19 protein-coding genes are annotated in these 20,707 nt (G+C 33.2%); 7 read left to right on the top strand and 12 right to left on the bottom strand.

Features of this window, described 5'->3' with window-relative positions; translation table 11 throughout:
* Positions 1 to 2: 2 nt before the first annotated feature.
* The 4 genes from radC to ACM55I_RS09820 are packed head-to-tail and all read right to left on the bottom strand — an operon-like array spanning position 3 to position 3,288.
* Entirely contained in the window at positions 3 to 698 is a 696-nt protein-coding gene (radC, locus tag ACM55I_RS09835) for a RadC family protein (protein ID WP_416846613.1), read from the bottom strand.
* A 14-nt stretch (positions 699 to 712) separates the two neighbouring features.
* Positions 713 to 1,171, bottom strand: coding sequence for a GNAT family N-acetyltransferase (locus tag ACM55I_RS09830; RefSeq protein ID WP_416846611.1), 459 nt, complete (start codon positions 1,169 to 1,171; stop codon positions 713 to 715).
* Between the two features lie 6 nt (positions 1,172 to 1,177).
* Positions 1,178 to 2,533 (bottom strand): UDP-N-acetylmuramate--L-alanine ligase, encoded by a 1,356-nt coding sequence (locus tag ACM55I_RS09825; protein WP_416846610.1) that lies wholly within the window; start codon positions 2,531 to 2,533, stop codon positions 1,178 to 1,180.
* A gap of 59 nt (positions 2,534 to 2,592) precedes the next feature.
* Positions 2,593 to 3,288 (bottom strand): tetratricopeptide repeat protein, encoded by a 696-nt coding sequence (locus ACM55I_RS09820; protein ID WP_416846609.1) that lies wholly within the window; start codon positions 3,286 to 3,288, stop codon positions 2,593 to 2,595.
* Positions 3,289 to 3,421: 133 nt separating this feature from the next.
* Here ACM55I_RS09820 and ACM55I_RS09815 point away from each other — a divergent pair, with 133 nt between their 5' ends.
* Positions 3,422 to 4,237, top strand: coding sequence for a UDP-2,3-diacylglucosamine diphosphatase (locus tag ACM55I_RS09815; RefSeq protein ID WP_416846608.1), 816 nt, complete (start codon positions 3,422 to 3,424; stop codon positions 4,235 to 4,237).
* A 103-nt stretch (positions 4,238 to 4,340) separates the two neighbouring features.
* Complete coding sequence (locus ACM55I_RS09810; protein WP_416846607.1) at positions 4,341 to 5,342, top strand: glycosyltransferase family protein; 1,002 nt, start codon at positions 4,341 to 4,343, stop codon at positions 5,340 to 5,342.
* A gap of 62 nt (positions 5,343 to 5,404) precedes the next feature.
* Here the strand turns inward: ACM55I_RS09810 and obgE are convergent, their stop codons facing one another.
* From obgE to hpt, 4 genes are all read right to left on the bottom strand, one after another.
* A complete protein-coding gene (gene obgE / locus ACM55I_RS09805; protein ID WP_039110239.1) occupies positions 5,405 to 6,406 on the bottom strand; it encodes a GTPase ObgE in 1,002 nt (333 codons plus the stop codon).
* 93 nt (positions 6,407 to 6,499) lie between these two features.
* Positions 6,500 to 7,771, bottom strand: coding sequence for a hemolysin family protein (locus tag ACM55I_RS09800; protein ID WP_416846605.1), 1,272 nt, complete (start codon positions 7,769 to 7,771; stop codon positions 6,500 to 6,502).
* Between the two features lie 217 nt (positions 7,772 to 7,988).
* Positions 7,989 to 8,561, bottom strand: coding sequence for an adenylate kinase (locus tag ACM55I_RS09795; RefSeq protein WP_416846604.1), 573 nt, complete (start codon positions 8,559 to 8,561; stop codon positions 7,989 to 7,991).
* A 12-nt stretch (positions 8,562 to 8,573) separates the two neighbouring features.
* Positions 8,574 to 9,104 carry a hypoxanthine phosphoribosyltransferase gene (hpt, locus tag ACM55I_RS09790; protein WP_416846603.1) on the bottom strand — a complete coding sequence of 177 codons (531 nt, stop codon included), beginning with the start codon at positions 9,102 to 9,104 and terminating at the stop codon, positions 8,574 to 8,576.
* 267 nt (positions 9,105 to 9,371) lie between these two features.
* Here hpt and ACM55I_RS09785 point away from each other — a divergent pair, with 267 nt between their 5' ends.
* From ACM55I_RS09785 to purE, 4 genes are all read left to right on the top strand, one after another.
* On the top strand, positions 9,372 to 11,024 hold the full coding sequence (locus ACM55I_RS09785; RefSeq protein ID WP_416846602.1) for a DUF1800 domain-containing protein: 1,653 nt from the start codon (positions 9,372 to 9,374) through the stop codon (positions 11,022 to 11,024).
* A gap of 159 nt (positions 11,025 to 11,183) precedes the next feature.
* Positions 11,184 to 12,827, top strand: a complete 1,644-nt coding sequence (locus ACM55I_RS09780; RefSeq protein WP_416846601.1) for a DUF1501 domain-containing protein — start codon at positions 11,184 to 11,186, stop codon at positions 12,825 to 12,827.
* A 115-nt stretch (positions 12,828 to 12,942) separates the two neighbouring features.
* The gene (locus tag ACM55I_RS09775; RefSeq protein ID WP_416846600.1) at positions 12,943 to 14,109 is read left to right on the top strand and encodes a 5-(carboxyamino)imidazole ribonucleotide synthase; all 1,167 of its coding nucleotides are present in this window, start codon (positions 12,943 to 12,945) and stop codon (positions 14,107 to 14,109) included.
* A gap of 92 nt (positions 14,110 to 14,201) precedes the next feature.
* Positions 14,202 to 14,684, top strand: coding sequence for a 5-(carboxyamino)imidazole ribonucleotide mutase (gene purE, locus ACM55I_RS09770; protein WP_416846599.1), 483 nt, complete (start codon positions 14,202 to 14,204; stop codon positions 14,682 to 14,684).
* A 50-nt stretch (positions 14,685 to 14,734) separates the two neighbouring features.
* On the opposite strand, the gene ACM55I_RS09765 is transcribed toward purE, so the two are convergent.
* Positions 14,735 to 15,400: a hypothetical protein gene (locus ACM55I_RS09765; protein WP_416846598.1), complete on the bottom strand. Its 666-nt coding sequence runs from the start codon at positions 15,398 to 15,400 to the stop codon at positions 14,735 to 14,737.
* A gap of 217 nt (positions 15,401 to 15,617) precedes the next feature.
* Here ACM55I_RS09765 and ACM55I_RS09760 point away from each other — a divergent pair, with 217 nt between their 5' ends.
* Entirely contained in the window at positions 15,618 to 17,645 is a 2,028-nt protein-coding gene (locus ACM55I_RS09760; protein ID WP_416846596.1) for a M3 family metallopeptidase, read from the top strand.
* A gap of 24 nt (positions 17,646 to 17,669) precedes the next feature.
* On the opposite strand, the gene ACM55I_RS09755 is transcribed toward ACM55I_RS09760, so the two are convergent.
* From ACM55I_RS09755 to ACM55I_RS09745, 3 genes are all read right to left on the bottom strand, one after another.
* The gene (locus ACM55I_RS09755; RefSeq protein WP_416846595.1) at positions 17,670 to 18,458 is read right to left on the bottom strand and encodes a hypothetical protein; all 789 of its coding nucleotides are present in this window, start codon (positions 18,456 to 18,458) and stop codon (positions 17,670 to 17,672) included.
* 78 nt (positions 18,459 to 18,536) lie between these two features.
* A complete protein-coding gene (locus ACM55I_RS09750) occupies positions 18,537 to 19,652 on the bottom strand; it encodes an ATP-binding protein (protein ID WP_416846594.1) in 1,116 nt (371 codons plus the stop codon).
* Positions 19,653 to 19,776: 124 nt separating this feature from the next.
* On the bottom strand, positions 19,777 to 20,589 hold the full coding sequence (locus ACM55I_RS09745) for a UbiA prenyltransferase family protein (protein WP_416846593.1): 813 nt from the start codon (positions 20,587 to 20,589) through the stop codon (positions 19,777 to 19,779).
* Positions 20,590 to 20,707: the final 118 nt, after the last annotated feature.

The following is a 20,707-nucleotide window of genomic DNA, read 5'->3' as shown; positions in this document are numbered from 1 at the left end:
TTCTAAAATATTCCTTCATCGACAAAGCTAAAATAACTAGCTTCCGTCACAATAAGGTGGTCTAAAACTTTTATTTCTAAACTATCTCCTGCTAGTTTTAGTTTCCGTGTAATTTGTTTGTCAGCATCGCTTGGAATCAATGTTCCCGAAGGATGATTGTGGCATAATATTAATCCCGTTGCCCCTATTTCTAGTGCCATTTTAAAGACTAATCGCACGTCAACCAAGGTTCCGGTTATTCCGCCTTTACTCAATTGTGATTTTGAAATGACTTTGTTTGAATTATTCAAATATACAATCCAAAATTCTTCGTGTGGCAATTCACCAATAATAGGCTGCATGATTTCGAAAATTGTTTTACTGGAAGTAATTTTTGTTAATTCAACTGCATCCTCTTCCCTTCTTCGTCTTCCTAGTTCTAAAGCAGCAATAATCGAAATTGCTTTGGCTTCGCCTATTCCTTTAAAATTTGTCAATTGAGAAATTGATAATTTCCCTAACGCATTCAAATTATTATTGACGCTCCCTAAAATCCGTTTACTCAAATCAACTGCTGATTCGTTACGACTTCCTGAACCAATCAAAATAGCAATCAGTTCTGAATCGCTCAAAGCACTTTTGCCTTTCAGCATTAGCTTTTCTCTTGGTTTGTCGTCTTCGGACCAATTAGTAATTGGGAAAAAAGAATTTTCAGGCATAGGCTTATTTTCTATTAAATTTGTTTTTTCATACAAATACTATTTTCTAAACCCACATAAGGTTCGTAATTATCAACAATAGCATAGCCTACTTTTTGATACAAACCGATGGCCTCTTTTTGTTTATACAAAGTTTCCAATACGGATAAAGAAAACCCTAACTCATGTGCCCAAAGTTCCAATTCATGCAATATTTTTTGGGCTAACCCCATCCCTCGTGCTTCGGGAGAAACAAACATACGCTTTAATTCAATTGTATCTTTATCGTATTTCTTGAAACAACCACAGGCTACAGCTTTATCATCGAGATAAATAATAACAACATTAGGATTTAATTCTATGACATTATTCCTCCAATAATTTGTTTTTAATTCTGGATAACACTCCCACAAACTGGTATCTAATGCCGCGATAAGATCAATAAAATCCTGGCTCTCACTGGTCGTTTTAGTAATTTCTATTTTATTATTCATGCTGTTTTATTTCATCAATTCCTTAACTTCATCGAAATTTAATCCACCATAATTCCCTGAACTCATCAATAACAAAGCTGAATTTTCAAGATTTAAGTTGAATAAATAAGCCGCAAAATCTTTTGGATTGGTATAAATAATTAAATCTTTTCTATTGAATGCATTAGCAATTTGCTCGTAAGTCACTTCTTCCAGCTGCTTAATTTTTACTGCATCTGGAGAATAGAAAACAACTGCTTTATCAGCATTTTCTAACGCACCTTCATATTCTTTTAAAAATTCAGCATTCAGGCTGCTATAGGTATGTAACTCTAAACAAGCCACCAAAGTTCTATTTGGATATTGCTCTTTGACAGCTTTTGTTGTTGCCGCCACTTTACTTGGCGAATGGGCAAAATCTTTATAGGCCACTTTTGTTTTACTCTCCGCAATTTTTTCCAATCGTTTTGAAGCGCCTTTAAAACTGGCAATTGCTTCATAAAAATCAGCTTCATCTACGCCCATATTTTGACAAATCCATTTGGCTCCGGCCAAATTATTAAGATTATGTGCTCCAAAAACCTCTATTGGCATGTTGCCTTCGGGAGTTTCGAGAAGTGTAACACCATCGCTTACGGCATATTTTGGTGTATGATAGGCTAATTTTCGGATTGGATTCGTAGCGGCTTCGGCGACACGTTTCACTTCGGAATCATCTTCATTGTAAACCAAAATTCCACCATTGGTAATTTTGCCAATAAAAATTTCAAACTGTTCTACATAATTTTCATACGTTGGAAAAACATTGATATGATCCCAGGCTATTCCAGAAATCAAAGCAATATTGGGTTGGTACAAATGAAACTTTGGCCTTCTGTCTATTGGCGAAGACAAATACTCATCTCCTTCTAAAACAATAAAATCATTTTCTTCTGTAAGATGTACCATCGTGTCAAATCCTTCCAGTTGTGCGCCAACCATATAATCAACCGCTATATCATGATAATGCATCACATGAAGAATCATTGAGGTTATGGTTGTTTTTCCATGAGAACCACCAATTACAACGCGCGTTTTATTTTTGGATTGTTCATACAAGAACTCTGGATAAGAATATATTTTCAGGCCTAATTCCTGTGCTTTCAACAATTCAGGATTATCTGCTTTGGCATGCATTCCTAGAATTACTGCTTCAATATCTGAGGTAATTTTTTCAGTAAACCAACCTAATTCTGGAGGCAAAATTCCTTTTTTATCTAATCTTGATTTTGACGGTTCAAAAATGGCATCATCACTTCCTGTAACTTGATACCCTTTGTTGTGTAATGCTAAAGCGAGATTGTGCATGGCACTTCCACCGATAGCTATAAAATGTGTACGCATTAAGTTTATGATTTATAGTTGTTGAATTCAAGAGGAATTAAAATCTGTCCTGAACTTTTTTATCCTTTTTTATCTTTATATTCTTCTAAAACCGATTTAGCTTTTTCAGGATCATTCATTTTGTTTTTATACAAATTAGCCAGCATTTGATAGCCGACTTTTGAACCACCTACAGCTATTGCTTTTTTATATTGTTGTTCTGCAACCTTATATCTTTTAAAATACTCCTCAATATGTCCTTTAGATAAATACCCATCAACGGGTGATAATCGTAACAATTCATTTGAATATTTTATAGCTTTAGACTCACTACCACCGACGATTCCTGGCAACTGAATATACAATTCTACTAATGCCCAACGTGCCTCAATGTGCTTTGGGTTAAAAAGGATCGCTTTTTCAAAAGACTCTTTAACCTCATCTATCATTCCGAGTGCCTTGAATTTATTGACCTGTGTGGCTTTCATTCCTAGCGCTCCTCCATATTTAAAATAATAATTAGCTTCCGAAGGTTTTAATTGTTTGAGTTTTTTATAATAACCAATCGCTTTATCCCAAGATTTATTTCGTCCGGCTATATCTCCTAAATATTCAATGGCCTTCAAATCAGAAGGATTAGTCTTTAAAATAGATTCAAAAATGGACTGTGCCTGATCAAATTTTTCTTCTTTGAAAAATTTCTCTGCTTTATCAAAATTGGATTGGGACCAAATCATTAAAGGAAGTAATAAAAAGAAGTATACCATTTTTTTCATCTTTCAAAAATAAGGAAATTTTGAAGTATTAAACAGCTTTTTTAGGCTAAAAGAACCCAAAATTAAAAAAGAAAACATAATAAATAAGAAACATTACCATAACATAGAGTAATTACTTTCGTAAAAACTAAAAATGAAAAGAAAAAGAAAGATTCCGCTAGTGGTTATAAGTGATGTTCATTTAGGCACTTACGGATGCCACGCAAAAGAGTTGTTGCAGTATTTAAAATCGATAAATCCTCAAACATTAGTTTTAAATGGAGACATCATCGATATGTGGAGTTTCACCAAAAGCTATTTTCCAGCATCACACATGAATGTCTTGAGACAAATCATAAAAATGTCAAATCAAGGAACCCGCGTTATTTACATTACCGGGAACCATGATGAAGCTTTGAGAAAATACTCCGATTTTATTTTAGGGAATTTTGAACTGGCTGATAAATTAATTCTGGATTTAGACGGGAAGAAAACGTGGATTTTCCATGGAGATGTATTTGATTCCTCTACAAAAGGTTATGCTAAAATATTAGCCAAACTTGGTGGAAAAGGATATGATTTATTGATTTTAATCAACAGTTTCATTAATTGGGTTTTAGTGCTTCTAGGAAAAGAGAAAAGAAGTTATTCAAAAATGATTAAAGACAGTGTCAAGAAAGCAGTTTCGTTTGTATCTAATTTTGAAACTACCGCAGCAGAAATCGCCATCCAAAAAAAATGCAGTTATGTCGTTTGCGGACATATTCATAAACCCCAAATGAAGGAAGTTGAAAACGAACATGGGAAAGTTATGTATCTAAACAGTGGTGATTGGGTCGAAAACCTAACTGCATTGGAATACAAAAGAGAAAAGTGGCGTATTTATCAATACAAAAAATCCGACTATTTAGACCCTGAAAACAAAGAAGACAAAATTGTCAATGATATTGTAACCAAAATTTTATCCTAACTATTTCACACAATTACTTTCAAAATCAAATCATTAACAAACAATTTATTCTATCATTTTTTTAATTATAAATTTATATTCGATACAATCTAAATAAATTCACATGAAAATATTTTATGCTATTCAAGCAACTGGCAATGGACATATCAGCAGAGCTATTCAATTACATCCTTATTTACAAAAGTTTGGAACTGTAGATTTCTTTATGAGCGGAAACAATGCGAGTCTGGATATTGATTTACCTGTAAAGTACAAAAGCGACGGTTGCAGCTTACACTACAGTAAATGTGGTGGTTTAAATTATTGGGATATTGCAAAAAACATTAAACCGATTCAGATGTTCAACGATGCGAAGTCGCTACCATTAAAAAATTATGATGTTGTAATTAATGATTTTGATTCAATAACTTCCCTTGCCTGTAAATTACAAAAAGTACACTCTGTACAATTTGGACATCAAGCCAGTTTTATTTCGGAATCGACGCCAAGACCAGAAAAGAAAAGCATTATGGGAGAAATGATTCTAAAACACTATGCACCTTCTCCTCAATACATTGGCTTGCATTTTGACAAATACGACTCCTTTATACGTCCTCCAATTATCAAAGATGACATCATAAATGCCGTACCCAAAAATAAGGGCCATATCACTGTTTATTTACCTTCTTTTCAAAAAGATTGCTTAGAGAAAGCATTCAACAAGTTACCCAACTTCTCTTTTCATTGGTTTTTGAATGATGTACAAACCAAACACACGATAAAAAACGTTACTTATTTCCCCGTTAATCAAGAATACTTCAACAAAAGTCTCATAAATTGTGAAGGAATTATTACTGGCGGAGGATTTGAAACACCTGCTGAGGCATTATATTTAGAAAAAAAAATACTTTCTATTCCTATTCGCAAGCATTATGAACAAGAATGCAATGCAGCTGCTCTCAAAAAAATGGGAGTTCCTGTCCTTTATGATGTTGGGGATGATTTTTATTTAACAATAGTAAACTGGCTTGATTCCTATATAAAATACCCTAAGATACAAGCCAATAATATCCCCGAAACCTTGGAATTTTTATTTGACACTTATAATCATAACGGAATCAAATAAATTATAAAAAGCAAAAAAAGGTGCTCTTTTCAGAACACCTTTAGTATAAAAATTTTAAAATGTTAGTCATTCAACATTTTCCATAACTTGTCTTTCAATTCGGTCAAACCTTGTTGCGCCACAGAAGAGATAAACATATACGGAATGTCTTTGAAAGCAACGTCTAATTCTGTTTTCAATTCAGCTTTCAACTCATCATCGAGCATATCGCATTTTGAAATCACCAACAAACGCTCTTTGTCAAGCATTTCTGGATTGTATTTTGTCAATTCGTTTACCAAAATATCATATTCCGCTTTAATGTCTGGCGTATCCACTGGAACTAAGAACAATAAAGTTGAATTACGTTCAATATGTCGCAAGAAATAATGTCCAAGACCTTTCCCTTCGGCGGCACCTTCAATAATTCCGGGAATATCAGCAATTACAAAAGATTGAAAATCTCTATACGCTACAATTCCAAGATTAGGTTTTAGAGTAGTAAACGGATAATCAGCAATTTTTGGTTTAGCTGAAGTCAATACTGACAACAATGTTGATTTTCCTGCATTAGGAAAACCCACTAAACCTACATCTGCTAATACTTTTAGTTCAAGAATAACATCCATTTCTGCACCTGGCAAACCTGGTTGAGAATATCTAGGCGTTTGATTGGTTGAACTTCTAAAATGCCAGTTCCCTAAACCACCTTTTCCACCACGAGAAAGTATTTGTTTTTCACCGTCTTCAGTAATTTCAAATAATATTTCTCCGGTTTCTTTATCTTTTACAACTGTTCCCAGCGGAACTTCAATGAATTTATCATCACCATCAGCACCTGTGCTTCTGTCACCACTACCATCTCCACCGTTACCAGCTTTAATATGTCGGGCAAATTTAAGGTGAAACAATGTCCATAGCCCTTTGTTACCAACCAAAAAAACATGGCCTCCACGACCACCATCACCACCATCAGGACCACCTTTTTCAATAAATTTTTCTCTATGCAAATGCGTAGAGCCTTTTCCTCCTTTTCCGGAAGAAACATATATTTTAACGTAATCTACAAAATTCCCTTCAGTCATTTTTTTTTATTTCAGATTTCAAATTTCAGATTTCGGATTGAAAAAAATTCAAACTGCTATCTGCCTCCTGTCCTCTATTTCTATTATTTATTATTATTTAAGTGCCTTCACCATTACTTTATCAATCTTAACGCCATCCATATCAATGACTTCCAACTCAAATTTTTGCCAAATTAATTTTTCTCCTTGTTTAGGAATATGAGAGAGTTCCGTCATTATTAATCCACTCACCGTGGTTACATCGTAATCATTGATTAATTCATCTAATTCAAAATACGTCAAGAAATCATGCAGTGAATAATGCCCGTCAACCAGCCAACTTCCATCTTCTCTTTCAATCAGCTGAAAATCATCTTTATAAAAATCAGAAGCATCTCCTACCAAGGCTTCCAGAATATCATTCAAAGTAATTACACCTTGAAAAACACCATATTCATCAGAGACAAATGCATAATGTATACCTGTTTTTTTGAAGTTTTCTAAGGCTATATAAGCAGTAGTTTGCTCCATCATAAAAGGAGCTTCAGTCATTATATCTGCTAAATTGAAATTTTCATTTTCAAAATGAGCGAAAATATTTTTCAGATTAACGACTCCAACTATATCATCATAATTATCACCATAAACAGGGTAAATGGAATGTAGCTCTTTTAGCATGAATTCCTTAACCTGTTCTTTATCAGAATGCAAAGGTAAAAAAACTACTGACTTCCTGTGAGTCATCAAGGAGTTTATTTTTCGGTCTCCAATATGAAAAACACGCTCCACAATATCTTGTTCAATTTCCTGTACTTCTCCACCTTCAGTACCTTCTTTGATAATCGCTTTTATCTCTTCTTCGGTTACTTTACCGTCGGCAGTTGGTTTTATTTTTAAAATATCCAATAAAAAATCAGTTGAAGTGGTCAACATCCAAATAAATGGAGCCGTAACAATTGACACCACTTTCATGGGTAATGCCACCGCTTTAGCAATCGATTCCGGATGATTCAATCCTATTCTTTTAGGTAATAATTCCCCTAGAACCAAAGAGAAAAAAGTCAATACTACTACTACTATACCTACTGCAACAGAATGTGCATAAGGTCTTATCATTTCAAATCCAAATACAAACGCTTCAACATCTTTGGTTATCTTATCACCACTATAAATACCGGTAAGAATCCCTATCAGGGTTATTCCTATTTGTACTGTTGACAAAAACTTATTGGGAGAATTGGCTAAATCTAATGCGATTTTAGCGCTTTTATTTCCTTTTTTTGCTGCGGTCTCTAATCTGTTTTTTCGTGCTGAAATCAATGCGATTTCTGACATAGAGAAAACCCCATTTAATAGTATTAGAAAAAATATTATTAGTATTTCCAATTTTTTAGTTGATTCGTTTTTTATTTAAATTCTGATTTCTGAATTTTTACTTTCTGAAATCTGTAATCTAGATTTTTAGCCCAGATGGTAATGAAAAGCCCGGAGTTAAAAAAGCTACTTTTTCTTGTCATAAAAGAGCGACCAAAGGAAGCTCCTTTTATGACTTAGAAAAATAGTTTTTTTAACGAGGACTTGTAATGGACAGCTGGAATTGCTCCTATAAATTATTAATGACACTACTTACTCTTTCTGTAATTTCAGCAATGGAACCTATTCCATTTACGGCATGAAATTTCCCTTGCTCCTGATAATAATCCATTAAAGGAGCTGTTTTTTCATTGTATTCCTGGTAGCGATTTCTGATTTTTTCTTCGTCTTGATCATCAATTCTACCACTTGTTTTTCCTCTTTCCAGTAATCTGGCCACTAAGATTTCATCATCGGCTTCAAGCGCAATTGTCGCAGCAACTTGAGAACCTATTGAAGTAAGAAATACATCTAAATCCTTTGCTTGTGAAATTGTTCTTGGGTAACCGTCAAACAATATTCCATTAGTATCTGGGTGTTTATTTACCTCATCAATTAGCATTTTAGTGGTCAATTCATCTGGTACTAAATCCCCAGCATCCATATATACTCTTGCTTGTTTCCCAAGTTCAGTGTCGTTTTTTAAATTAAAACGAAATACATCACCTGTGGAGATATGCGTTAATTTGTATTTTTCTTTTAAAAATTCAGCTTGAGTTCCTTTACCTGCTCCTGGTTTTCCAAATAAAACAATGTTAGTCATGTTGTTGTGTAGTTATTCTTTTAATTTATATACTTCGGGTAAATTTCTTCCTAAACCATCATAATCTAGTCCAAAACCTACAATAAACTTATTTGGAATTCGAATTCCAACGTAATCTATTTTTACTTCCTTTGTGTATGCTTCCGGTTTGAAAAAAAGTGTTGCTATTTTAAAATGTTTTACATTTTGTTTTTTGAACAATTCTTTCAGCTCTACCAAAGTATTCCCGGTATCTACAATATCTTCTATTATAATAACGGTGCGTCCAGTCAAATCCTGATTCAGTCCTATTAATTGTTTTACTTCGTTTGTGGAAGAAGTTCCTTCGTAAGAGGCCATTTTTATGAAAGATACCTCACATGGTTTTTTATACAGTTTCATAAAATCAGAAACTACCATAAAAGAACCATTCAAGATACCCACAAATACTGGTATTTCATCAGCAAAATCATCTTCTATTTGCGCAACCATTTTTGCGATTGCAAAGTCAATTTCTTTCGCAGAAATAAACGGAACAAATTGTTTATCGTGAAGTTGTATCATTATTTTCGTGTTTAAAATAATGCGCAAAGATACAGAATTCGAATTTGACAATTGATAAATGGGCATTAATTTGTAATCGAGTGATTGAATGCACTAATTATCCTAATAACACAACTATAAAATTTAAATTAAAAACCTTAAGAAATTCATATAATTTAATCAAAAACAAGTAGTTAGACGATTATTAGAATCTGTTAATCGAAAAAATATTGTATTAAATTTATTTATTCCTAAATTTAAGTGTAGGATATTGAAAATCGTAAAATTATGGCTTCATTAAATCCAAATACAGCAGTTTTAGGTATCAAAAACGCTAAACATTTATTGCGAAGAGCAACTTTTGTTTACACAAAGGTCTTGATAGACCAATATTCTAAATTAACTCCAAGCGAAGCTTTGGATTTATTATTAGCAGACAATCCACTTACCATTAATCTACCTTATGACCCTCTTCCATTAACAGCACCCGATGGTTACTGGACTGAATCTACAAATTTAGCAACTACATTTCTTGATCAAAATAGAAAAGCAACAATTGTAACTGGATGGTGGTGGTATAATGCTATAAGTAGTCCGACTCTAAAATTCAAACTTTCCCATTTTTTATCAACCCGTTTTACCGTGATAAGAAATACTGATGTATCTGGATCAGCAACAGAATTTTATGACTACATTCGATTACTTTTATTTTATTCTTATGGGAACTATAAAAAGTTAGCAAAAAAAATGACGCTCAATAATGCTATGCTTTATTTTTTAAATAACAATTCTAATATAAAGAGCTCCCCAAATGAAAATTATGCGCGTGAATTTCTAGAATTATTCACCATAGGCAAAGGAGTACAAATAGCCGCTGGAAATTATACGAATTATACGGAGTCTGATATTGTCCAAGCCGCAAGAATATTAACTGGATTTAAAAGAAAAGCGGATCGTTCCATAATTGATTCTGAAACTGGAATCCCAAAAGGATACAATCAATTCTCTGATCACAACACCAGTTCTAAAACATTTAGCGGTGCTTTTAACAACAAAATAATTACTTCTGCAAGTGATACCGCTTCGATGGATACCGAATTAGATAATTACATTGAAATGGTTTTTAACCAACCAGCTACAGCCAAAAATATTTGCAGAAAAATATATTCCTATTTTGTAAAAAGTACTATTTCAACCGAAACTGAAAATGACATTATAACTCCCTTAGCACAAGAACTCTATGACAATGGTTATGAAATCATTCCAATTATTAGAAAATTATTAGAAAGCCAACAATTTTATGATTTAGATGACAGTAATGCAACTGACGAAACTATTGGAGGAATTATAAAATCCCCAATTCAACAACTCTCCGAAATATGTACTTATTTACAAGCTACCATACCAGATCCTACTTCGAAGCCATTAGAATTTTACAGTACTTTTTGGTTCAATTTTGCTTATAATACATTTTTAACAAGTTCAAATATGGGGTTATTTAATCCTGAAAATGTTGCGGGTCATGCAGCCTATTATCAAGCTCCTGATTTTGATAAAAACTGGATCTCTTCTTCCACTTTAATCGCAAAATACAGGTTAGGGGAGTCCTTACTTGACGGAGTAAACAGGATTACTGGCAATAGTAATATCGCCGCCAAAATATATATTCCGGACGTACTAAAAAACACTGGAATTGTATCAAATCCTTCAGATCCTTTTGTATTAACTTCTGAGTTATGCAATACCCTTTTCGCCCAAGAAGCAGACACCGATCGTATTAACTATTTTATGAATTCTTTCCTCCTACAGGGTCTTTCTGATTATTATTGGACAGATGCATGGAATACTTTTATCAGCACCAATAATAGCACAGTGGTTGAATCTCGATTAAAGCTATTAGTAACTAAAATATTAAGAGCTCCCGAATCTCAAATGTTTTAATATTATTTCAAAAATTTATTTAGGAACCAAGATATTTAAGGAAACTTAAATCTCAAATGTTTTGGCATCATTCAAAAATTTATTTAGCGACCAAGGTATTAAGAGACCCCAAATCTCGTACGTTTTAATATTATTTCCATAATTAAAACAATAAATATCATGAGAAGAAGAAATTTTATTAAATTGACTTCAACAGCTAGTGCACTTTCATTGTTGCCTACAGAAGTTTTTGCTCTTTTCAAATCAGCAGGCATGACAACTTGCCCTGATTCCAGTTCAAAAAAGATAGTATTAATTCAATTAGCAGGAGCTAATGATGGATTAAACACTATTGTACCCATCAATCAATATGATACATATGCCACATTACGACCGAACATAAAGCTTAATAATGTTGGAATGACAAATGGCGTTATTAATCTGGATTCAACTTTAGCATTAACAGATCAAGTAGGACTACATCCTTCATTAATAGGGTTTAAAAACCTGTATGACAAAGGATTTATGAGAATTATCCAAGGTGTTGGCTATCCATCCCAAGACAAATCTCATTTTAAATCAACTGATTTATGGTTAACTGGAGGAGATGGCGCCATGGCCAATAATAATTTTGACAGTGGATGGACGGGACGTTTTCTTGAGAATTATTATACTGATTTTTTAAATTCAAGCTTCCCTTTAGGGATTCAGCTCGGAAGTAGTGATAATTCATTAGGTTTTCATGGAGAAATTGAACATGGCATGTCTTTAAACATTAGTGGCCAAGATTTATCTGGATATTATTCTGTGGTGAATAGTTTAGGAGGACAAGCACCATCAAGCATTCCAGATTCAGAATACGGCAGTTTAATTCAATACATTATTAACAATGATACTTCCGCAAATTCTTATGCACAAAGTATTTCAAATTCCTTTAATTCAGGAACTAATACGTTAACTTACCCTAATACGAGTTTATCCAATCAGTTGAAAACAGTAGCACGGTTTATTTCTGGTGGTCTTCAAACCAAAGTTTATTTAGTAAAAATAGTTGGTTTTGATACTCATGATATGCAAGTAGCCGCAAATAACACAACACATTTAGGCAATCATGCAACTCTTTTGACTCAAATATCAGAGGCAATTAATACTTTCATCACGGATTTGAACAATCAAAACATAGGAAATGATGTTATGGCAGTAACTTTTTCAGAATTTGGAAGAAAAGCAGGGGAAAATGCAAGCCTAGGTACTGATCATGGTGAAATTGCACCGATGTTTGTTTTTGGAAATGCAATAAATCCAGGGATATCAGGGACAAATATTAATTTATCAGAAGCCGTTTTGGCAAATAATTATCAGGTTCGAACTGTTCAGCATGATTATAGGAGAGTTTTTAGTACTATCCTTCAAGATTGGTTTGGAACAAGCAATCAAACATTAGATTTGACTTTTTATAATAACACGACTAATACTGGATTTTCAAATAATAAAATAGCCGATTTAATAAAAACTCAAAACGTCGTTAATTCTACCTGTTATACAGACAAGTTACTTTCCGTAAATGAATTCAAAAATACTTATGAAGTTCTCGTTTATCCAAATCCAACTTCAGAACTCATCACTATTAATGCACCAAATAACAATGAGATTTATTCGGTTTCCATTTATTCAATAGACGGAAAATTTATTGGAAAATATAAAAATCCTTTAAACAGCAATCAGTTTTCAATTAATGTCGAAAATCTATCCACAGGGTTTTATAATTTAAAAATCGAGACCACCAATGGGAATTTTTCTAAAAAAGTAATTGTGAGAAGATAACATCCTTTAATATTGAAATACCTATAGAACTATTTTACAAGTCGTATCTTTTTATTATTAATCATTTAAAAGTATCTTTGTAAAATCAATTTTACAGATAAATTTCTATACAACGATGAATTATTTTTCTTCCGATTTTAAACTGGGAATTCTCGGTGGTGGGCAACTCGGCAAAATGCTGTTGTTTGACACCCGAAAATTCGACATACAAACTTATGTACTTGATCCAAGTGATGAAGCACCATGCAAAATAGCCTGCGACCAATTTTTCAAAGGGGACTTAATGAATTTTGAAACCGTTTACAATTTTGGAAAATTAGTTGATGTTTTGACTTTTGAAATCGAATTGGTTAATCTTGAAGCTTTAGTAAAACTCGAGGAAGAAGGATTAAAAGTATATCCTTCTCCTAAAACACTGAAACTTATTCAAAACAAAGGAATTCAAAAAGATTTTTACTTACAACATACTATTCCAACTGCAAATTACAAGCGATTTCCCAATCTAAAAAGTGTAATTGTTGACATTCTTGATTCCAAACTAAAATTACCATTTATATGGAAATGTACGGAATTTGGATACGACGGAAATGGCGTTAAAGTAATTCGACAAATTTCAGATTTAGATAATTTAGCCAATGTAGAATGCATTGCTGAAGAAATGATTCCATTCAAAAATGAATTGGCAGTTATCGTTTGTCGCAATCCATCGGGCGAAATAAAAACCTATCCTGTGGTTGAAATGGAGTTCCATCCAGAAGCCAACCAAGTGGAATATGTGATTTGTCCTGCTCGAATTGATGATAAAGTAGCCGAAAAAGCAAGAGCAATTGCATTAAATGTTTCCGAAAAGTTTAATCACGTTGGTTTATTAGCCGTTGAAATGTTTCAAACTGAAAATGATGAAATACTAGTTAACGAAGTTGCTCCTCGCCCGCACAATTCAGGTCATTATTCCATTGAAGCCAGTTATACTTCACAATTTGAAAATCATTTACGTGCCATTCTCAATTTACCTTTAGGGAATACGGGCAGTAAAGTAGCAGGGATTATGGTAAATTTAGTAGGTGCAGAAGGTTTTTCTGGAGATGTAATTTATGAAAATATCGAAAAAATATTAGGTTGGAATGGTGTTACGCCACACATTTACGGAAAAAAACAAACGCGTCCATTTAGAAAAATGGGGCATGTTACCATCGTAAATGAAGATATTAACGAAGCCCGAAGAATAGCTGAAAACGTAAAAAATACGATTCGGGTAATTAGTACTAAATTGAATAATTAAAAAATTTAATGATTCAAAAATTACGACTGGTTTCATTCAGTTCTGGGTAATTTTTCAATCCTTACATTTTTCAATCCTTAAATAATAATAAAATGAAAGTAGCCGTTATAATGGGAAGCATTTCTGACTTGCCCGTAATGCAAGAAGCGATAGACATCCTAAAAGCATTTGATATAGAAACAGAAGTTGACATTGTTTCCGCACACCGCACACCAGAAAAATTATTTGATTTTAGTAAAAACGCTCACCATCGTGGGATTACGGTAATTATTGCCGGTGCTGGCGGTGCTGCACATTTACCTGGAATGGTCGCTTCGATGTCGCCACTTCCAGTAATTGGCGTTCCTGTGAAATCCAGTAATTCTATCGATGGTTGGGATAGTATATTGTCTATTCTTCAAATGCCGGGTGGCGTTCCTGTAGCAACTGTTGCATTAAATGGAGCAAAAAATGCTGGAATTCTTGCCGCTCAAATCATAGGAAGTCACAACAAAAGTGTCCTTGACCGAATAATACTATATAAAACAGGATTGAAAGAAGCAGTAAATATTGCCTCCGAAACCCTTAATAAATAACAAAGAAAGCTCCATTACGGAGCTTTTTTTATTTCAAATTAGGGAATCATTTATTCTACACTTACTGACTCTTCCAGAACACCTTCAAATTCCGAAGCAATTATATCTTCTTTATTTAACCAGTATTCGGAGGTAGTCAAAGTATAATTTACATTATCCGAGGTTGTCAAATCCCATAAAATATCTTCGGCTTCCGGAAACGGCGCGTTTTCATTCATCGCATGATCAAACAATCTTTTGATAAGAGTACTCCCAGACAAACCGTTGTTTAACAATTTCAAAACATTTTCTTTTGTTAACTCACTTGCTCCTCCTGATGCTGTCATACTACACTCAAGAATTGTGGCTTTTGCATTAGGGAATTTACCGTTGTAGGCCTTAAAAAGCAATTGATTGACATGAAACAAAGTCGAATGTAACCCTATTTCAGGATATTCTTCACAGACTTTATCTAAAAACATATCGTTTGAAATTTGCTGAATTTGACCTTCATTTAAATCTTCTGATAATTTGTATTCCAATACAATTACGGCCGCATCTTTAGGTTCAAAATCGGAAATTGCCATAAACAACAATTCTCTTAAACTGGCTGCATCAGCATCTGAAGCATCCGGATAATCGAATTTTTCAAGCAGTTTGATATAATCTTCATTGGTCCAATATTCCTCGATTTGATCTACAGTATTGGCGCTTTTTATTATAATTTGATAGTTCATATTTTATTTATTTATTTGATTCGTTTGTTCCAAAACCAATCTTTTTTTTTACAATTTAAGGCTTTATTACTGCTAAACGAAATAAATAACATTTAAATAACACAAACCATTCTAGCATTTTAGGATAAATCAATTCCTTTAGCAACCTCATTTTTTTCAATAAATCCATACCTTTGTTATCTTAAAACATCGAATTATTTTTATTAAAAAAATACAAATGAGTATCCTAACACACCATTTCAATACAAAATATAACACTGCCCCTTTTTCGAAAATAAAGAACGAAGATTTTCTTCCTGCTTTTCAAAAAGGAATCGAATTGGCAAAAGCCGAAATCGATGCTATTGTAAGAAATCCTATAAAACCAACTTTCGAAAATACCATTGAAGCATTGGCTTTCAGTGGCGATGTTTTGGACAGAATTTCAAGCATCTTTTTCAACTTAAATTCAGCAGAAACGAATGATGAAATTCAAAAAATCGCTCAGGAAGTTTCTCCATTATTGTCTGAATTTGGAAATGACGTTCACCTTAACCCTGATTTATTCGCCCGAGTAAAAACGGTTTATGAGCAACGAGAAAAACTGAATCTAAATCCAGAGCAAACAACGCTTTTAGACAAAAAATACAAAAGTTTCTCCAGAAACGGAGCCAATTTGCCAGAAGACAGAAAGAATCAATTGCGAGAAATAGACAAAGAATTATCGAAATTGAGTTTGCAATTTGGCGAAAATGTTTTGGCCGAAACACAAGCCTATCAATTGCACATTACGAATGAAGCAGATTTAGCCGGTTTACCGGAAGGAACTATTGAAGCCGCTCGTTCTTTGGCTAAAAGCCAAGAAAAAGAAGGTTGGATTTTCACATTGGATTACCCAAGTTATGTTCCTTTTGTGACGTATGCTGACAATCGCGAATTGCGCAAGAAAATGGCCATCGCTTTTGGCGCCAAAGGTTTTCAAAACAACGAATTTGACAATCAGGAAATTGTGCTTAAAATTGCCAAATTGCGTTTTGACAGAGCACAAGTTTTAGGATACGCCTCGCACGCTCATTTTGTACTTGAAGAACGAATGGCAGAAAGTCCTGAGAAAGTAAAAACATTTTCGAACGACTTATTGGAAAAAGCCAAACCGGCAGCTTTGAAAGAATTTGCCCAATTAACCGCTTTCGCAAAAGAGCTAGACGGAATCGAACAACTGGAAAAATGGGATGGCGCTTATTATTCGGAGAAATTGAAACAGCAATTATTCAATTTGGATGATGAAATTTTAAAACCGTATTTTCAATTAGAAAAAGTCTTGGACGGTGCTTTTGCAGTTGCGCAAAAATTATATGGAATCACTTTCGAAGAAATTTTCGAAGTGGATAAATACCATGAAGAAGTAAAAACATACGAAGTAAAAGATGAGGAAGACCAATTAGTTGCCGTATTTTATGCTGATTTCTTTCCAAGAAAAGGCAAACGCAACGGAGCCTGGATGACGTCTTTTAAATCACAATACATCAAAAAAGAAGTCAACGAAAGACCACACATTTCGATTGTATGTAATTTCACAAAACCTACTGAAACAAAACCTTCATTATTAACTTTTAACGAAGTAACGACTTTGTTCCATGAATTTGGTCATGCGTTACACGGCATGTTAGCCAACACGACATATCCAAGTTTATCAGGAACCAGTGTGTATTGGGATTTTGTTGAATTGCCAAGTCAGATTCTCGAAAACTGGTGTTATGAGCCGGAAGCATTAGCTTTGTTCGCATACCATTATCAAACTGGCGAAATGATTCCGATGGAATTAGTCCATAAAATTAAAGAAAGCGCGAGTTTTCAAGAAGGAATGGCAACGATGCGCCAATTGAGTTTTGGATTATTGGACATGGGATGGCATGCACAAGACCCTTCGAACATCAAAGACATTAAAGCTTTTGAAACCGGACAATTTGCAGCTACACAATTGTATCCTGAAGTAAAAGAAAATGCGATGAGTACTTCTTTTTCCCATATTTTCCAAGGTGGTTATTCTTCTGGATATTACAGCTACAAATGGGCCGAAGTGCTGGATGCTGATGCTTTCGAATATTTCCAGGAAAAAGGTATTTTCAATAAAGAAGTCGCAACCAAATTCAAGGAAAATGTGCTTTCTAAAGGCGGAACGGAACACCCGATGATTTTGTACAAACGCTTTAGAGGACAGGAACCAAAACCAGAAGCGTTGTTAAGAAGAGCGGGATTGGTTTAGAAATATTTAATGAAAGACCAATTTTTAATATTTTGGTCTTTTATCATTTGAATTTAAAAGAATAGATTGAAATAATTTTTTACCATAATTCTCTTTATGCTCAATTGCTTGTAATTCACCATTAGGCTTTGGAATATAATTTAATAAACTTTCGGTTAATTTTAAATCTTTACTTCCTATCATAAACATTAAATCTAAACCATTAATTATAAATCTATAATGGGTATATTTTTCCATTTTAAATTTTGTAATTGGTAATACTATTTGATATTCATCATTTCTTTGATTTAAAAAAGATGTAAAAAAGGGATAGTCATCTATATCTAATGCCATTCCTTCCAACAGCATCTTTCTTATCACTTCTGAGTGAGGACCTAAATTAACCAATCTAAAAAAAGACAATTTTGATATTGAAGCTCTCCATAAAATGGATAGAAAACCTAATTTATATAATTTGTAATCTAAATTTTCTATAAATAAAATATTAAACCCTCTATTGTCAGGGATTCTTTTAATAAATTTAGGTCTCGAAATTGAGTTTGAAGTAGAATGAAAAACCAATTTTAGATAATCTTCATATCTCTTAATAATAATTCCATCACATTTTTCACATAAAATATCTGGTTCGTGAAAAGCATCTCGTGGTTTTTTTATATGTTGTGTTCTACCCTTAACATATTTATTTGGTTCAATTTGAACAAATGAATTATTCTCATCTTTCATATCTTCAAATAGAAACTTCGGTATAATGTGAGACCTTGAAAGTAATTTAACATCCTCTTTTAAACACAATTTACATTTTCCTTTTTCCATAATAACTTAAAAAATAAAACCATCAACCGCGCAAGATTTGGCACGCTTTCGAACCAAAAAATAGTATACTATTTCGAACTACCTTAAAAACTCTCTGAAATTTTCCTTACTTATAACCAAAAAACTCGGCTGATACGCTTCTTGAAAAGATTTAGGCAACTTCGCTTTTTTAGTGGAAGACCATTTGAATTCAAAAGCACTCATTTCATCAGCTTTAGTTTCAATATAATCTATTTCCTGTTGTTGTATGGTTCTCCAAAAGTAAGGTTTCGACAAACTTTGAGAATAGGACAACTGTTTGAATCGCTCTGAAACTAAAAAATTTTCCCACAATGCCCCTTTATCCTGTCTAAAGTCTAATGAATTAAAATTTCCAATCAACATATTCCGAACACCATTGTCGTAGAAATAGATTTTTCGGTTTGCCTTTATCTCATTTCTCAAGTTTTTGCTAAAACTATTTAATCTGAAAATCACAAAAGCTTTCTCCAACAAATCGATATAAGTATTAACCGTATTTTTATCTACACCAACTAATTGTGCTATTTCATTATAACTTACCTCACTACCAACCTGAAAAGCTAAAGCTTGTAATATTTTTTCTAAAACTTCCGATTTCCTGATGCCCGCTAAACTCAAAACATCTTTATATAAGTAGCTCGAAACAAGGTTTTTTAAAATTTCATATTCATTTCCAAAATTATTGATGACATCAGGATACATTCCGTATAACAATCGCAATTCCAATTGTTGTTGCGCTTTTATGTAACCCACATTCCCTTCAAATTCATTCCAGGAAATGGGATACAAACGGTATTCAAATTTGCGTCCCGTCAATGGTTCTTGTGTAACATTATTAATATCAAAAGCCGATGAACCACTCACAATCACTTGCACATCTTTGATTTGGTCAACAATAATCTTTAGTTTTAAACCAATAGCAGGAATACGCTGTACCTCATCAATAAAAACGTATTTATAATTTCCAATAATACTTTTTAAGGTTTCGGTATTTGCATTTGCTAAAGTATCAGCTACAACGGTATCATCACCATCAAGAAATAGAAACGGAATATCCTTTAATAAAGCGTTAATCAATGTAGTTTTACCAACTTGTCTCGGACCTATTAATACAATAATTTTTCCTTTCGCTAAATTCTTCTCTATTATTGGCGTTAAATCTCTACTAATCATAACTGTAAATTTAAACAAATATAATATAATTATATCCTATTCACCAAATTTATAGTGTTTTTGGTGAATACGTTCACCAAATTTATAGTATTTTTGGTGAATATATTCACCAATAGTAGTCTTTTTAAAGAAATAAAACCATCAACCACCAGATAATTGGCACGCTTTCCACCCAAAAAGAAGTATAGTATTTCGAGCGTTTTTCATTGGCAAAAAGCAGCAATAACGCAATCAGAATCACTATTATCAAGTTGACGATTAATTGATTTGCATCAAAATTACTTTTCAGCAATTCCAGAAAATAAAACGGAATCAAAAGTAACAATCCCAATATTTTCGTTTGCTTCACTCCTATTTGTTGTGGCACGGTTTGTAGATGTGGGTCATCATTTGCCAAATCAATAATTTCAAAAATAAGTACCAATACAAAAATCAAGATAAATCGCTGTATGCATTTTAGATAGAAATCAAGTGTTATCGAAACATCCGCATTCAAAATTGGCAAAGCCAAAGTCACTCCTACCCAACACAATGCCACAATGTAGATTTTTACTCCCGCCCAGTTTCTGGCATTTTTTTTATTTGGGAAAAATGGCAGCGTATACAACAAAGTGATACTCAAAAAAGCGATTGCAACAATTTGGGTAATCCGTTGAAGCTGAAAAAAATAAAAACCAACCAAAAAAAGTGCAAAAAAACTAAATACAGCAATGATTTTTAACTCCTTGCGCATCCTTAATTTTTTGGCTCTGGCCAAAGCATCATATTTTACGAAATTATATCCTACAATTGTTCCAAAAAAAACAAAATTAGCTATTGGTTCATCCGCAGCAATGTGGAACATGTGTTGTGTCATTCGCACTAGGGCATAACACGACAATCCGACGTGAATACTGCTATTGATATAAAAATTGAATAGGTGTTTAAAAATCTTCATGACACAAAATTAATCAATTGTGAGCAAATACACCATTTAGTTTAAAAATTGATAAAAAAGGACACCTAAAACACCTTTTAGATTATTAATAATACTTAATTTTGCACCACTAAAAAAA

The organism is Flavobacterium algoris, assembly GCF_048158525.1.
GTDB lineage: Bacteria > Bacteroidota > Bacteroidia > Flavobacteriales > Flavobacteriaceae > Flavobacterium > Flavobacterium algoris.
This window is presented reverse-complemented; position numbering and strand designations above follow the sequence as displayed.

What these genes read in the sequence shown, in the direction of transcription:
- radC (WP_416846613.1), bottom strand. Translation starts at nt 698, where the DNA reads ATGCCTGAAAATTCTTTTTTCCCAATTACTAATTGGTCCGAAGACGAC.
- ACM55I_RS09830 (WP_416846611.1), bottom strand. Translation starts at nt 1,171, where the DNA reads ATGAATAATAAAATAGAAATTACTAAAACGACCAGTGAGAGCCAGGAT.
- ACM55I_RS09825 (WP_416846610.1), bottom strand. Translation starts at nt 2,533, where the DNA reads ATGCGTACACATTTTATAGCTATCGGTGGAAGTGCCATGCACAATCTC.
- ACM55I_RS09820 (WP_416846609.1), bottom strand. Translation starts at nt 3,288, where the DNA reads ATGAAAAAAATGGTATACTTCTTTTTATTACTTCCTTTAATGATTTGG.
- ACM55I_RS09815 (WP_416846608.1), top strand. Translation starts at nt 3,422, where the DNA reads ATGAAAAGAAAAAGAAAGATTCCGCTAGTGGTTATAAGTGATGTTCAT.
- ACM55I_RS09810 (WP_416846607.1), top strand. Translation starts at nt 4,341, where the DNA reads ATGAAAATATTTTATGCTATTCAAGCAACTGGCAATGGACATATCAGC.
- obgE (WP_039110239.1), bottom strand. Translation starts at nt 6,406, where the DNA reads ATGACTGAAGGGAATTTTGTAGATTACGTTAAAATATATGTTTCTTCC.
- ACM55I_RS09795 (WP_416846604.1), bottom strand. Translation starts at nt 8,561, where the DNA reads ATGACTAACATTGTTTTATTTGGAAAACCAGGAGCAGGTAAAGGAACT.
- hpt (WP_416846603.1), bottom strand. Translation starts at nt 9,104, where the DNA reads ATGATACAACTTCACGATAAACAATTTGTTCCGTTTATTTCTGCGAAA.
- ACM55I_RS09785 (WP_416846602.1), top strand. Translation starts at nt 9,372, where the DNA reads ATGGCTTCATTAAATCCAAATACAGCAGTTTTAGGTATCAAAAACGCT.
- ACM55I_RS09780 (WP_416846601.1), top strand. Translation starts at nt 11,184, where the DNA reads ATGAGAAGAAGAAATTTTATTAAATTGACTTCAACAGCTAGTGCACTT.
- ACM55I_RS09775 (WP_416846600.1), top strand. Translation starts at nt 12,943, where the DNA reads ATGAATTATTTTTCTTCCGATTTTAAACTGGGAATTCTCGGTGGTGGG.
- purE (WP_416846599.1), top strand. Translation starts at nt 14,202, where the DNA reads ATGAAAGTAGCCGTTATAATGGGAAGCATTTCTGACTTGCCCGTAATG.
- ACM55I_RS09765 (WP_416846598.1), bottom strand. Translation starts at nt 15,400, where the DNA reads ATGAACTATCAAATTATAATAAAAAGCGCCAATACTGTAGATCAAATC.
- ACM55I_RS09760 (WP_416846596.1), top strand. Translation starts at nt 15,618, where the DNA reads ATGAGTATCCTAACACACCATTTCAATACAAAATATAACACTGCCCCT.
- ACM55I_RS09755 (WP_416846595.1), bottom strand. Translation starts at nt 18,458, where the DNA reads ATGGAAAAAGGAAAATGTAAATTGTGTTTAAAAGAGGATGTTAAATTA.
- ACM55I_RS09750 (WP_416846594.1), bottom strand. Translation starts at nt 19,652, where the DNA reads ATGATTAGTAGAGATTTAACGCCAATAATAGAGAAGAATTTAGCGAAA.
- ACM55I_RS09745 (WP_416846593.1), bottom strand. Translation starts at nt 20,589, where the DNA reads ATGAAGATTTTTAAACACCTATTCAATTTTTATATCAATAGCAGTATT.